General features: G+C 67.1%; 8 protein-coding genes and 5 pseudogenes. 4 read left to right on the forward strand and 9 right to left on the reverse strand.

Annotated elements, in window-relative coordinates; genetic code table 11:
* The first annotated feature begins 344 nt into the window (after window positions 1-344).
* Window positions 345-1,203: pseudogene (locus AC4IHM_RS15130) on the forward strand (hypothetical protein).
* Here AC4IHM_RS15130 and AC4IHM_RS15135 read toward each other — a convergent pair.
* From AC4IHM_RS15135 to AC4IHM_RS15175, 9 genes and pseudogenes are all read right to left on the reverse strand, one after another.
* Window positions 1,191-1,541 (reverse strand): hypothetical protein, encoded by a 351-nt coding sequence (locus AC4IHM_RS15135; RefSeq protein WP_490867559.1) that lies wholly within the window; start codon window positions 1,539-1,541, stop codon window positions 1,191-1,193. The pseudogene AC4IHM_RS15130 and the gene AC4IHM_RS15135 overlap by 13 nt on opposite strands.
* A gap of 72 nt (window positions 1,542-1,613) precedes the next feature.
* Window positions 1,614-1,748, reverse strand: coding sequence for a hypothetical protein (locus tag AC4IHM_RS15140; protein WP_490867560.1), 135 nt, complete (start codon window positions 1,746-1,748; stop codon window positions 1,614-1,616).
* 17 nt (window positions 1,749-1,765) lie between these two features.
* Window positions 1,766-2,673 (reverse strand): IS5 family transposase gene (locus tag AC4IHM_RS15145; RefSeq protein WP_490870743.1). Its coding sequence is split into 2 segments (ribosomal slippage): window positions 1,766-2,328 and window positions 2,328-2,673, totalling 909 coding nucleotides; the frame shifts between segments, so codons are not numbered across the junction.
* Between the two features lie 20 nt (window positions 2,674-2,693).
* Window positions 2,694-2,981: pseudogene (locus AC4IHM_RS15150) on the reverse strand (aldo/keto reductase); the annotation flags it as partial.
* On the reverse strand, window positions 2,915-4,111 hold the full coding sequence (locus AC4IHM_RS15155) for a JmjC domain-containing protein (RefSeq protein WP_490867561.1): 1,197 nt from the start codon (window positions 4,109-4,111) through the stop codon (window positions 2,915-2,917). The pseudogene AC4IHM_RS15150 and the gene AC4IHM_RS15155, both read right to left, overlap by 67 nt.
* Before the next feature lie 85 nt (window positions 4,112-4,196).
* Window positions 4,197-4,364, reverse strand: a complete 168-nt coding sequence (locus AC4IHM_RS15160) for a hypothetical protein (RefSeq protein ID WP_217458995.1) — start codon at window positions 4,362-4,364, stop codon at window positions 4,197-4,199.
* 145 nt (window positions 4,365-4,509) lie between these two features.
* The gene (locus AC4IHM_RS15165) at window positions 4,510-4,827 is read right to left on the reverse strand and encodes a hypothetical protein (protein ID WP_490867562.1); all 318 of its coding nucleotides are present in this window, start codon (window positions 4,825-4,827) and stop codon (window positions 4,510-4,512) included.
* A 466-nt stretch (window positions 4,828-5,293) separates the two neighbouring features.
* Window positions 5,294-7,097, reverse strand: a pseudogene (locus AC4IHM_RS15170) (reverse transcriptase/maturase family protein).
* A 526-nt stretch (window positions 7,098-7,623) separates the two neighbouring features.
* Complete coding sequence (locus tag AC4IHM_RS15175; RefSeq protein WP_490867563.1) at window positions 7,624-7,797, reverse strand: hypothetical protein; 174 nt, start codon at window positions 7,795-7,797, stop codon at window positions 7,624-7,626.
* 255 nt (window positions 7,798-8,052) lie between these two features.
* On the opposite strand from AC4IHM_RS15175, the pseudogene AC4IHM_RS15180 reads away from it, so the two are divergent.
* From AC4IHM_RS15180 to AC4IHM_RS15190, 3 genes and pseudogenes are all read left to right on the forward strand, one after another.
* Window positions 8,053-9,395 (forward strand): annotated as a pseudogene (locus AC4IHM_RS15180) (NsdA family TPR-like regulatory protein).
* A 73-nt stretch (window positions 9,396-9,468) separates the two neighbouring features.
* Window positions 9,469-10,641, forward strand: a pseudogene (locus tag AC4IHM_RS15185) (serine hydrolase domain-containing protein).
* Window positions 10,642-11,162: 521 nt separating this feature from the next.
* Window positions 11,163-13,691 carry a GmrSD restriction endonuclease domain-containing protein gene (locus AC4IHM_RS15190; protein ID WP_490867564.1) on the forward strand — a complete coding sequence of 843 codons (2,529 nt, stop codon included), beginning with the start codon at window positions 11,163-11,165 and terminating at the stop codon, window positions 13,689-13,691.
* The last annotated feature ends 65 nt before the right edge of the window (window positions 13,692-13,756 follow it).

Below are 13,756 nucleotides of genomic sequence, written 5' to 3' on the forward strand. Positions count from 1 at the left end.
TTGACGGATAGGCCTGGTCAGCCACCATGTCCAGGACGTGGGACTGCTCCTCGTCTTCCAGACCGTGCCGAGTGGCGAACTCGGCGACCCAGTCGGCAAGTGCTCCCTTTCGGTCCACGAGGGTGTTGTCGAGGTCGAAGAGAACGAAGAGGCGCTGCACATCTCGCAGCCTAATGCGCGGCGGTCAGCTCTCGTGGAGAGCGAGGCGGTCCGCGGCCTGGGCGGAGCTCAGATACGGCAGGACGACGGCGGGGGCCATTCAGTCAGGATCTGCAGTGGCTGGCGGTACCGCCCATACCTCGGCAACGGGCACCTCTCACCCCACCGCTGCTACGGTCGCGTCCATGACGCTCTCGGTCTCCACGGGTCAGGCTGTCGACCTACGCGTACAGCCGGTTGACGAGGTTCTTGATCGCGTCGAGCGGTCTCTCCGAGTGGGGCTGCTCCCGGACACGATGGTGCGCAAGCGCCGGTCCGTGGGGGCCAGAACAGACCGCGACACTTGGGTACGGATCGAGCGGCGCCTGCTCGACAAGATCTCCGACCAGGGCTGGAACGGGACTGAAAGTGCTGCCCACCTGAAGGACATCGCCCAGCCCGAATGGCACGGATGTGTGGTCTGGCGGGCCACGGACGCGCCGGTGATGTGGCGAGCCGACGAAACCGAGCTCCTGCCAGGGGCTCCTGTCGGAAGCGCCATCCTGAGTGAAGCCCCGGAGCTGCCGGATGACTGGTGGGGGGCATTGAACGCGTCGTTGGACGCGCTGGCGACCCAGAGCACAAGGCGGGTCGCCACACCGGACACCGAGACCATCACCCAGGCCCTGGTCACCGAGTCCGTCCGCGGTGTTTTCTCCGGCGATTTCGATACGGCCATCGAGCGGTGGGTGCCGGCCCACACGGATCTGAACTGGGCCAACATGACTGCTCCGGTGTTCAGTCTCTTCGACTGGGAGGACTGGGGTAACGCGCCGCGGGGGGCTGGATGCGGCCTCGTTGTGGGCGAGTTCCCTTGCTGTCCCGGCTCTGGCCGATCGGGTATGGCACGAGCGCCGGTCGGACTTTGAGAGCCGGGACGGCAAGGTGATGACGCTGTTTGCCTGTTCGAAGATCCTCGGGCCGTACGCGCACCCGGAAGACCCTCGGCTGGAACCTGCCCGGCGCATGGCCGAGCAGGTCATCAAGGAGCTTCAGGCCGGCTGATCGTGTGAACGGTCTCGCAGAAGACTCCGGTACTCCTGGACTGTTCGTTCCTCGACCTCACCGACCAGGGCGCCGACGAGTTCGCCGAGATGGGCGGGCGCATCAGTGCCCGCCACCATAGTGCCGACCCTCGGCAGGTGATAGGCGGCTATGAACGCCGCCTGCACACGCGAGAGTTGGCGGCTGTCACCGAGGAAGACACGGGGGTCGATCTTGGCCCACACCGAGTCGCTGGTGCTGCCGCCGAAGGGGCTCATGCCCCATGCCTCGCTGGGGCCCAGGTCCGACGCCTTGATGAGGGCGTCCGTGGCGTCCAGCGTTCTGACTCCGACGAGCAAGCCGGCGCGGACCATGAGGGTCGCTGGCCTCGGTACGGCCGGGCTGATCAGTCCTACCAGGGGTGATGGATCTCAGGACGCGATGTCCCAGGCGGCGCACAGGCCCTTGCTCTTGGCGTCATCGAGGGCAGCGCATGCTTCTGCCAGCACCTCCTGGCCATGAGGGGCGGCCTCGCGGAGCGAGTGTTCCGGGTTGTGCAGGAACACCAGATCCGGCTCCTGCCCTAGGGGGTGTCTGACAAATGGTCTTGGCGCGGTTCGCGGAGCCAGAGGATGAGTGCTGCGAGGTGGAGTCCGGCCCGGTAGCGGGCGGCGAGTTTGTCGAAGCGGGTCGCGATGGCCCGGAACTGCTTGAGCCGGTTGAAGCAGCGTTCGACGACGTTGCGAGCTTTGTAGAGACCACGGTCGAAGGCCGGTGGCCTGCCGCCGGCCCGGCCGCGCCGCATCCGGTTGGCCTTCTGGTCAGCCCTTTCCGGGATCACCGCCCGGATGCCCCGGCGACGCAGCGTCCGGCGGATCGCCCGTGACGAATACGCCTTGTCGGCGATGACCGCGTCGGGTCTGCGACGCGGCCGCCCGACGCCGGTCCGGGGCACTCTCACCGCGTCCAGGACCGCCTCGAAGGCTGTCGAGTCGTTGACGTTGCCGGGTGTGACGAGGACGGCCAGAGGCAGGCCCCGGCCGTCGCAGGCGAGGTGAACCTTGGTGGTCAGCCCACCGCGGGACCGACCGAGCGCCTGACGATCCGCCTCGCGTTCCGGATCTTCCAGTTCGTCCCCCGCCGACGCCCCTTTTTGCGGGCGCCGGCTGCATGCTGGTGGGCCCGACTGATCGTGGAGTCGACCGAGACCGTCCATTCCACGGCCCCGACCGAGTCGTCGCGGACCTGGACCTCTTCGAGCAGGCGCGCCCAGGTCCCGTCCGCCTCCCAGCGGGCGAACCGTTCATAGACCGTCTGCCACGGCCCGAAGCGCTCTGGCAGGTCACGCCACGGACCACCCGTCCGCAACCGCCACAACACCCCGTTGATCACCTGCCGATGATCCCGCCACGGACGCCCCCGCCCGTCAACACCCGGCAACAGCGGCGCTATCCGCTCCCACGCCACATCCGTCAGCTCACCACGACCCACCACAAGACCAATTATCAGACACGACCTAGGTCCCCGGCCGCCTGTTCCACGGCCGCGTGCAGCCGTACGGGGTCCAAGGAATGCTCCGTCCCGCCCGGTCCCGGAAAGTAGCCCACCTTCGTGGAGACGGTGAACTTGGGCAGCAGGTCGCCGGCCGTCTGCGCGAGGACCTGATGCGAGCAGAAGCCGAGGTAGTTGGTGCTGGTGTCGAGTGCTGTGACGCCGAGGTCGAGCACCCCGGTCAGGAGCCGGCGTTCGTGACGAGACCGGTGTAGCCCGAGGACAACTCGCGGGTCAGTACCGCGCACAGCTCCTCCTTCACCAGGATCTCGGCGACCTCCGCCACCTCGGCCCCGGCGATGGCCGCGGCCTGTTCCAGCGCGACCGGCTTGCCGCTGAGCAGCAGACGTAGGGCGGGCAGGGCCTTGGCCGCGAGGGTGAGCTTCTTTCCCGAGGCCACGATGTCGACGGTCTCTCCGCGCTCTTGAAGCTGGGGCGGGAAATGGGTGGTGCACACCACGGCGTCGAGCAGCCCGAGTATGTCGAGGAACGGCACGTGCCGAGGCAGGGTCGTCGCCTGCTCGTATGCGTCCAGGAAGTCGGCCGGCGGGCGCTCGCTGACCAGTTGGGTTGCGGCCTCGGTCAGGGCGTCGGTGCCGGTTCCCTGCCAGCGGTCGAGGTCGTGGCGGAAGACCTCGCGTTCGCGGCACCAGTCGGCCAGCCACGCGAGCCAGCTCGCCCCTGTGCGCTTGGTGATGCCGAACGTGACGTGAAGGCTCTTGCCGGAGCCGCTGCCGGTTCGTGTCGCCTGGTGCCAGTGGCCCCGGGGGATGTGCATGACGTCGCCGGTCCGCATCAGACCGGACCAGATGATCTCGTCGCTCGGAGTGCTGTTGGGGTCGGCGTCCCGGTACATCGGGACCGCGCGGGAGGTGGCGCGGACCTCCCACTCCTTCTCTCCTGCGAGCTGGACGATGACGACATCGTGGTCGTCCCAGTGCAGGGGGAAGCCGGAGGCGTCGTTCGTCGTCAGGTACGCGTTGACCTGGACTCGCTCGCGGGACCACCATTGCAGGGCCCGGCAGGCGACCTCCATCGTCGGGTCGAAGACGTTGGCCTGGTCCATGATCACCGTCGCGCCTTCGCCCAGGAGCCTGCCCAGGCTGCGCATGTTGACCATGGAGATGCTCTGGCCGCGGGGGCTGACGCTGTCGGTGTAGTAGATGGCCGGATGGACCTCCTCGCCCTTCTGGAAGCACCGGAACTGCGGGCGGTTCAGGCTCCTGCGCATCGCGATGTCGAGCAGGCGGTTCGGGGTCATGATGCGGGAGACGAGTGCGGGATCGTTCATGCTCCCGCGTACGAAGCCCGTGCCGAGTTCCTCGGCTCCACTCCAGCCGAGCGCTGCCTCGATAGCGCTGATCAACCGATGTTCCATCGTGCGTCCTCCATGGGTTCGGCCACTGATGCGGACACGGTGAGGGCCGACGCGGCCGACCACGCCGGCCCTCACCGCTTGGTGCCTACTCGCTGTCGTGCAGGTTGCCGTCGCCACCCGGCCACGGCGCGTCGCCGGAACTGCCCTGGTTGTCCGACCGGAGGCTGTCGTAGCGGTCGTGGACGGCGGTCAGCTCTTTCACAGCCACCAGGAGGCTGCTCCGGGCCGGAGGCGGTGTCGTGGGCTCTGTCACCTCGTGCTCCTTCCTTCGGTTCTCCCGCTGGGATTCCGACGGGAGGTCGATGGCCGCCCCGCGGCCGTGGGAGGAAGGGGTTGCCGTGGGGCAGCGGTCATTGGGCGCGCGATGAGCTGCAGCCCAGCGCCAGGGACAGGGCAGGTCAGCGGTGAATCGGCAGACCGTCGGCGTCCTCGCGCATGTTGATCTCCAGAACGCGCTGGTCCAGTTCGTACAGACAGGCACGGCAGGCGTAGAGGGCCGCGTGCATGCCGCTCGACCGGACGGGCCCGATCCACGTCACCTCGACGTCGTCACGTCCGCACCACAGCCAGCACTTGCCGCATGCCTGCCATTCGTGGCAGTCCCATAGCGCGTAGTCAGTGGGCTCCCTGGTGACGGGGTCGATGTCGCGGCGGGTGGGCCGGAAGACCACGTCGGGATCAGGAAGCGGATTCGCTCGTAAGGCGTGCCGTCCCATCACACGACTGCCAGGTTCAGCGACTCAGGCTCGGCTACCACGACGTGCTTCGGCCGTAGCGCGAACAACCTGCGCAGTACGGCTGCTCGGATGGCGGGCGCCGCCTGGGGAAGCGCGATCTCCGCCCATACGCGCTTCCCCATGGCCGGCAGGCTCCCAGGCACACCGCGAAGCGAGAAGCTCGACCAGTGCCAGGCCGCGCCCACTCTCGGCGTCGGCTCGGGCACAACTCCTCTGCGAGGCCGAGGGATTGGCGTCGAGGACATCGATCACCAGGCGACCGGGCCGGTGGTACAGCGTGACGGTGACGGGCCCATCCCCGTGGACCAGTACCGGTAGGCCACTGGCGAGGTTCCTGCTGTGTTGCAGGCCCTTTTCCAGTGGCCCCCGGCCCGAACCCGCCGTGCACCGTTTCGGTGCAGCGGGCTCTCCAGTGATTACTGCGTGATTCTGATCCTGGTCCCGGCTATGCATGGATGCCTTCGTGGCAGGGTGCGCAGACCACGAGGGTTCTGCGCCGTTTCTTGACCATCAGCTGCATCCACGCGGGCTGTTCTTTCCGCGCCTGGAGTTCTGCGAGGTGGCGGACCTGGTGGACTTGCACTTCGGTTCGCCTGCCGCAGAGTTCGCACCATCCCTTGCGGAGCCGGTCGATGAGCTGGCTTCCGCGTGGACGGCTGCGGGGGGTGAACTGGGTGGGCGGAAGGTCGTCGATCACGGCCTTCCGCTGCCGGATCAGGGGAATGCCACCGAACCGTGCGATCAGTGGCTTCCTGCCCTCGCGTTCGATCCTGGCCTCGAAGCACCTGCGTGGTCCGACGGGTGTCCGGACAGCCGTTTTGTACTTGTTGGCCATCGTGGTCACCCGTGACCGGTGCCTGGCGGCCAGGGTCTTGAGCATGGAGGTCAGCATGACCCCCTTGAGCCGGTCGAGTTTCCAGAACGTCGCCGGCCGGCAGGTAGTACTGAACGATGCCCCGGTACTGGGCTCCGTAGATGCTGACGATCTCGAAGGGTGTGCAGTTCGTCAGCTGGGGCAGGTGCGCGGGTTTTCCGCGCCGGAGGAACGGGGCGCATTTGGCCTTGATCACATCGTTGGGCACGCAGAGCCGGATCTTCCCGTTGATGGAGCGCAGGCCGCGGTTGATGCGGCCTCCTCGGGAGACTTTGGTATCGGCGTGCTGGACGGTGATCTCGTAGCCGAGAAAGCGGGCCGCTTGGGTACGGCCGTGGGTGATCAGCGTCTTGTTCTGGTTCAGTTCCGGCTTGAGTTCGTCGCGCAGGAATGTGGCCAGGCGCTTTTTGATCGTCTCGGCTTCGGCCTTGGGTCCGATGAACCCGAGGAGGTGATCGTCGGCATAGCGGATGTAGTGCAGTCGCCGGTAGCCCGGATCGTGTGGATCGCCGACCGGGTGGCGGCGCAGCTCTTTACGCCATTGGCGGACCTGGGTGGACTCGGTGGGTTCCTTTCTTCTTGCGAGTCGCTGCCGGGCAGCCCAGATCATGTTTTCCAGCTTCCTGTAAGCCGGATTCTTTCGCCGGGTTGTCCCTCGGGTGTATTCCGGAATGAGAACTGTCTCGACGAATGTGTCCAGCCGGTCCATGTAGATGTTGGACAGGAGAGGGGAAAGGATGCCGCCTTGCGGGGAGCCCGACAGGGTGGCATGCCATTTCCAGTCTTCCAGGTATCCCGCCTTCAGCATCTGGTGGATGAGGCGGAGGAACCGGTTGTCGCGGATTTTCTCCGACAGGATCGTCAGCAGGACCTCGTGGTCGAGTGTGCCGAAGCAGTCGGAGATGTCTCCTTCGATGAACCAGGTGGTTCCGGTCCAGTTGTGTGCCACTTCGGACAGTGCCGTGTGGCAGCCCCGGCCGGGACGGAAACCGTGGGAGCGGCCGGAGAACCGTGGCTCGTAATACGCCTCCAGCAGGAGGCGGATCACTTCACCGACGAGTTTGTCCGACCAGGACGGCAGGCCGAGCGGGCGTGTCTTCCCGTTGGATTTCGGGATGTGGACGCGCCGTACCGGGCGGAAGCGGTAACGCTCGTGGCGTATCGCTTCGATAATGCGTCCGATTTTCGCTTCAGACATGCCGTCCGCGGTTTCCCCGCAGGCCCCGGGTGTCATCGCGCCCTGGTTGGCGTAGATGCGTCCGTAGGCCAGTAGATACAGGTTCGGGTTGAACAGCTGCCGATACAGTTCATTGCACGGCAGGCTCCGCCTGCCGCGTTCACGCAGGACATCAAGTACCGCTTCGGCGCTCTGCATTACGCATACCTCCCAGCATCGTGATGTCCGAATCACCTGGCCCCCTTCGCCCGATGTGGACGGCTTTCCCGTCCTCCCTGGCAGGTCGTTACTCCTGCGACTACTATGGGGCCTCCGTCACCTTGGGGCTCGCGCCCTTTAGGTGATCCCATGTTCGTCTCTGTTGTACGTATCTAGCGCGACTTAGGCGCCCCACTCATCCCCTTGAATTCCCTCACTGGGAATCATCCCGCGCCCCGAAGGGTGCGATGGATACGCAGTTACTCCACCGCAGGGTGCGGCGCCGGTGTCACGTGCAGATTTCCGGCGGATGTGTGCCATTTCATCCTTTGGGGATTGGAGTTCAGGCAGTACAGCTTTCGCCATATCGCGCGGGTCCCTCAGTGCCTCGCTTCCGCACGTGAACACGAGCACTGATTTCCTGGCATGCTGCTGTCCCCTTCACCTCTCGGATCCAGGTAAGCCATCAGACCCAGGAACCTCCCTTCAGTTCCTCCCGGTTGAACCGGGGATACAACAGAGCGCCTCATGGCGCACCGGCGTTGGTGATGAGCTCGGAGGCGACGAGACGGACTGCGTCAGCCGTCTCGTCGTCCAACGGCACACCCCACGCACGCACCTTGTCGACGACCGTGCGCCGGGCAAGGGAGACTTCCCTTTCCTCACCCGCGAGGACGAACCGATGGACGAGCGTGGGCATGGCGGACGCCTCCGAGGAGTTGGAGAGCGGCTCCGTCCCCGACGGGGAAACAGGGGCGGAGCCGCCGATCTGGGAGCCGATCCGGGAGCGCGGTCGCGATGCGCGAGCTCCGTGAACGGCTGATATTCAGTCAACGGCCCCAGCCAGCAAGACGGAACGTTTCTAGGGGGTTCCTCATGGGGACGCCCTCCCCGTACGCGGCCACGCGAAGTAGCCTCCCCACTACGCCGCGAGGGGGATGACGGGAGTGATGACATGCCTGGTGAACCGTTGGCGGTCCACCCGCTGAGCTTCCTCCGCCAGACGCGCGGATGGGGCAAGGCCGAGTTCGCCCGGCTCATGCAGGCGCACGGGCGGTCGCTCGGAATCCCGCTGGCGACCAACCGGACCACCGTATGGAAGTGGGAGCAGGGGCAGGCGCCGGATGCGGACGCCCAGCGCGTCCTCGCCGACCTGCTGCGAGTCCCGTACGAGCAGGCCCGGAAGGAAGGTTGGCCCCGGTGGCTACCAGTCTGGGAGGTCACGGGACTCACCGCCCCGTGGACCGAGGCCGGTACCGTTGAGGCGTTGTCCGAACTCGTGGGAAGTGGCCGAATGGATCGCCGGGGTTTCTCACCATCACCGGCGTCGCCCTGACGGGCCTCGCGGCGAGCTGGGTGGACGCACCGTCCGCCTTCGCCTCGGCCCTGGGCGGGGATCAGGTCACGGACACGATGGTCTCGACGATCGAGCAGCGCATCAGCACGCTCCGCACCCTCGACGACCAACTCGGCGGCGCCACAATCCTGGAGCAGGCGCGCGGCGATCTCGCCCTCGTCACCGGCCTCCTCAGCACCGGCAGGTACACGGAGAGCATCCGACTCCGCCTCTACGCCCTGGCAGCCCGGGTGTCGCACCTGACCGGCTGGATGGCCTACGACGCGGGACTACGATCCGCCGGCCAGCGCTACTACGTCGGGGCCCTGCGCAGCGCCCGTACCGCTGGAGACGACGCGTTCGGTGCCTTCATCCTCGCGGAGATGGGAGTTCACGTCTCCGAGGCCGGACGGACCGCCGAGCGCGTCGCCCTCATCTCGACCGCCATCGACAACGCCCCTCGCACGCTGTCGCCGCACACCCAGTCCTCCCTCTACCTGCACAAGGCCGAAGCACTGTCGCGCGACGGCGACCACCGGAACGCCGGAACAGCGCTCAACCGCGCCGTGTCCCACTGGGAGCGCCACACGACGGAGGAAAACCCGGACTGGCTCAACTGGTTCGGCGAGGCGCAGTTGAAGTCGACCGAGGGCAAGGTCCTGCTGCGGTCCGGGCAAGTGGCGCGCGCCACAGGCTCCCTGGAGACCTCCGTGAAGAGCGCGGCTCCTCGGGACAAGGCCGTGCGCTCCAGCCGCTTGGCCGAGGCCCGGCTCGCCGGCGGCGACCTGGACGGGGCGCTCGACGCCGCGAACTACGGCACCGAACTCCTGGAGAGCAGTGTCAGTTCCGTACGGGCCCTGGACCGCTTGAAGGAGTTCTCCGCACACCTCGAACCGCGCAAGTCCGTCCCCGCTGTCCGCGGGTTCCGCGAGCGCCTGCAGGCCGTGCCCATCGCGGCATGACCGTTACCGTCCCGGACTTCGAGGCCGAACCCACCCTCTCGAAGCACGCAGTCCGAATGCCAGGATGGACGGCATGACGACGATCCACGGTGAGGTCGCAGCTGGGTTCGAACCGGTGCGTGAGGCGTTCGCTGCAAACTTCGCCCAACACGGCGACATCGGCGCGGCGGTGTGCGTGTACCAGTACGGCCGGCCAGTGGTGGACCTGTGGGGAGGCATCGCCGACCCCGAGACCGGTCGGCCGTGGACACGGGACACCCTGCAACTCGTCTACTCGGCGACCAAGGGGGCGACCGCGACCGCGGCACACATGCTGGCCGAGCGCGGTGCACTGGACCTGGACGCGCCGGTGGCGAAGTACTGGCCGGAGTTCGCCGCGAACGGCAAGGCGGACATCCCGGTGCGCTGGCTGCTGTCCCACCAGGCCGGCCTGATCACACTGGACCGACCTGTCCCGCTGAACGAGGCGTTGGCCTGGCACCCGATGACGGCAGCACTTGCCGCGCAGCGTCCACAGTAGACTCCGGGCACGGCGCACGGCTACCACGGGCGGACCTGGGGCTGGCTCGTCGGCGAGGTGATCCGCCGGGTGTCCGGCCAGACCCCGGGCCGCTTCTTCGCCGACGAGATTGCCGCCCCCCTCGAACTGGACTTCTTCATCGGACTGCCGGCTCATGAACGCGACCGGGTGAGCCGCATGGTGTACCAGCGCCCGGCCGTCGACCTCACCACAGTGCCCGCCGAGTCGGTTCCTGAGGAACTCCGCGAGCAGGTTGCCGCGTGGCGGGATCCGAAGTCATTCAGCAACAGGGCGTACGCGGTCACCGACCCTGCCGCGATCGACTTCGACTCACCCGAGGTGCAGGGCGCAGAACTCCCCGCTTCTAACGGCATCGGCACCGCACACGGCCTGGCGCGCATGTACGCCGCGCTGATCGGCGAGGTGGACGGTACGCGCCTGGTTGCTCCGGAGACCCTGCAGTCAGCGACCAAGGAGCAGGCCAGCGGGAAGGACCAGGTGATGCTGATCCCGAGCCGATTCAGCGCCGGATACATGTTGCCTACCGAGACCAACCCGATGATTGGGGCAGGCTCTTTCGGCCACACGGGACGAGGCGGCTCGCTCGGCTTCGCCGACTTGGAGCACGGCGTTGCCTTCGGTTATGCGATGAACAACGTCATCGGGGGAGCTGACGATATGCGTGCGCACGCGCTGGTAGACGCGATGCGAAGGTCGCTCACCTAGGTGCACGTTGTCTGGAAGCAGGCGCTATCCCCGCACGCATCCGAGCCAACCCGCTCGGCCACCAGGCCCAGGACGTGCGCCTGCTCCTCGTCCTCCAGACCATGCCGGACTGTGAACGCGTTGGCCCAGTCGGCGAGCGTTCCCCGTCGGTCCACGAGTGTGTTGTCGAGGTCGAGGAGAACCATAGGGCGTCGCACATCTCGCACCATAGTGCTGCAGCGTGTTAGTTCTTCAAGGTCAAGTCCCCTGTAGTGGCGTAATCGCGCCTTCTACGGCTGACTCGGCCGATCATGTGGCTTCTGCGGAGTCCCTATTCGAGCCCGAAAATGTGTGGCGGCGCGCCCGTGCAGCCGGGAGGCCCGGCCCGAAAGACACGTCACCGCTACTGATCCAGTCGAGGACGAGGACACACGCACCCCGTGGGTGGAAAATAGATCGTCCGGGACTCAGCGGGGGGAAGACACGCGTGCACGCGCAGGAGACCACATTCAACGAACTCGTCCAGGGCGAGAAGCTACCAAGTGCCGCTCTATCAGCGCACCTACAGCTGGCAGCGGGATGAGCTGCGGCAACTCTGGGACGATGTTCAGGAGTTGGTCGAGGAGCACTTGGAAGGACGGCCCCCTGCCGCGCACTTCCTCGGCTCCGTGGTGCTGGCACCGGGCCGGATCACCGCTGGCGGCATGCAGCGTTGGCTTGTTGTCGACGGCCAGCAGCGGCTCACCACCCTCATGCTGGCCTTCACGGCGTTGCGCGACCGCCACCGAGAACGCGGCGCGGAGCAGAAGGCCGAGCGCATCCATGACCTCGTGCTCGTCAACAAATACCGAAGCGGCGACGACCACTACCGGCTTCTGCCCACGCAAGCGGACCGCGACGCCTTCACTGCCTGTGTCGAGAGTTCACCCAGGGCAGGCGGCCCCGGCAACGTGGGCGCTGCCTACCGGTTCTTCCTGGGCGCCCTCGCAGAAAGCGAGGAAAACGCCGGTGAGACGTGGACGGACGCGGTGGAGACCGTGCTGAGCGGTCTGCTGTCGATCGTGGAGATCACCGCGTCGGAGGGCGACAACGTCTACCGGATCTTCGAGTCGATCAACAACACGGGGGTCGGACTCAGCCAGAGCGACCTCCTGCGCAACTACCTCTTCATGTGTCTGCCGACCCGGGGCGAGTCCGTCTACCAGAATCTGTGGCTGCCTATGCAGGAACGGCTGGGCCCCGCCAACCTCGAACTCCTCGTCTGGCTCGACCTGGTGGTGGCCGGCAACAGCCGGGCGAAACAGAGCGAGATCTACCGGGACCAGAAGAAGCGCCTGGAGCCCTTGAGTTCTGACGAAGCGGCCCTGGAGGCCGAGATCGCCTCCCTCGCCCGCCGGGCGGAGCGTCTGATGCGGATCCTGGAACCCGAGAGGGAGCCCGACCCGGAGCTGCGCGAAGTTCTGGAGAGGCTCTCCCGGTGGGGCGGCCAGACCCACTACCCGCTGGCACTCCACCTGCTCGACCGCGTGGACGACGGGCAGGCCACACCCCACCAGGCCGCTCGGGCACTGGCGTACGCCGAGAGTTACATGGTGCGGCGCCTGTTCACGGGACACTCCACCACGGGCAGCAACCGGGTGTTCATGGAGATGGCCAAGGAGATGGAGAAGGACGACGACCCGGCCGGGGCCGTAAGCCGCTTCCTGTCGAAGAGCAAGACGGGTGCCCGTGTCTGGCCCGACGACGACGCCGTCCGCGAGGCGATCCGCACCCGGCCCTTCTACAAGGCGGGCCGCAGCAACCAGCGGTTCCAGGTGCTGCGCAGGCTGGAGGAGAGCTACGGAGCCAGCGAACCGGTCGACTACGCCAAGGCGCATCTGACCGTCGAGCATGTGCTGCCGCAGAGCCCCGCGCACCAGTGGCTGGACCTGCTGGCCGAGGAGACCGAGGACGGACAGGGCGCCGAGGAACTCCACGCCCTACTGGTCCACACGCTGGGCAACCTGACACTCTCGGCTGACAACGCGAAGCTCTCGAACCATCCGTTCCGCCGCAAGCAGGAAATCCTGGACTTCAGCTCCCTGCGGATGAACCAGGAGATCGCAGGGCGGGAGCGCTGGGGGAAGACGGAGATCCTCGACCGCGCCGCCGCCCTCGCCGATCGGGTGGTACGGCTGTGGCCCGGTCCTGTCGCGGGCACGGTCCCGGTGGACGACGAGTGGTCAGGCTGGAAGGAGCTGCGGGCCGCGCTTCTCGCCATGCCGGCCGGGACGTGGACGACGTACGGTGACGTCGCGGCGCTCATCGGCACCCACGCCGTCCCGGTCGGCCAGCATCTGGCGTCCAAGGTGGGCCTGCACGGCGCCTACCGGGTGCTGACGGCGGACGGCCGCGTTTCGGCGGGCTTCAGGTGGCCGGACGGCCAGGACCTCGGTGATGTGCGAACCCGTCTGGAGGCCGAGGGAGTTTCCTTCGACGACGCGGGCCGGGCCCGCCGATCCCACCGGCTGACCACCTCCGACCTGGCGGCCCTGCTGGGCAAGGACGTCGCCGATGAGGCCGAGCCGTCACCGCGGGCCGACGGCGATGAGCAGCTGTCAGCTGCCGGCCGGTTCGAAACGCAGCTGCGCGACAACCAGACCGAGGAGACCGTCGACGGCGTCCTGGGCGCCCTGCGCTTCTGGGAGCAGCAGGGCGGCCATCTCGCCTACGGCCGAGCAAGCGAGACCAGTTGCTTCCCCACAGTGCGTTTCGGCAACGCCCCCGCTTCCCGAAAGCTGTGGCCCCTGGCCCTCTACCCGGTCTCCGGCACCGTCGAGGTCGTATTCCAGTATCTGAAGAAGCGTCCCCCGTTCGATGACGAGCCCCTGCGGCGCGAGCTGATGAACCGCCTGAACGGGATCGATGGCATCGACCTGGCCGAGGCGAAACTGGACCTTCGCCCGTCCTTCGCGGTGGAGGTCTTCGCCGCGCACAGCGAGGAGATCTGCGCGGTGCTGGAGTGGTTCGCGCACACGGCGGCCCTGGCGGAGGCCCGCCGTATGGTGGACGAGAACCCGGACACTCCCTGACACCCTCCGTGCCCCCTCCAGCGGAGTGGGGCGACAGCACCCTGCTGGCCCACGCACGTCACCCA

The organism is Streptomyces sp. SL06, from assembly GCF_058244745.1.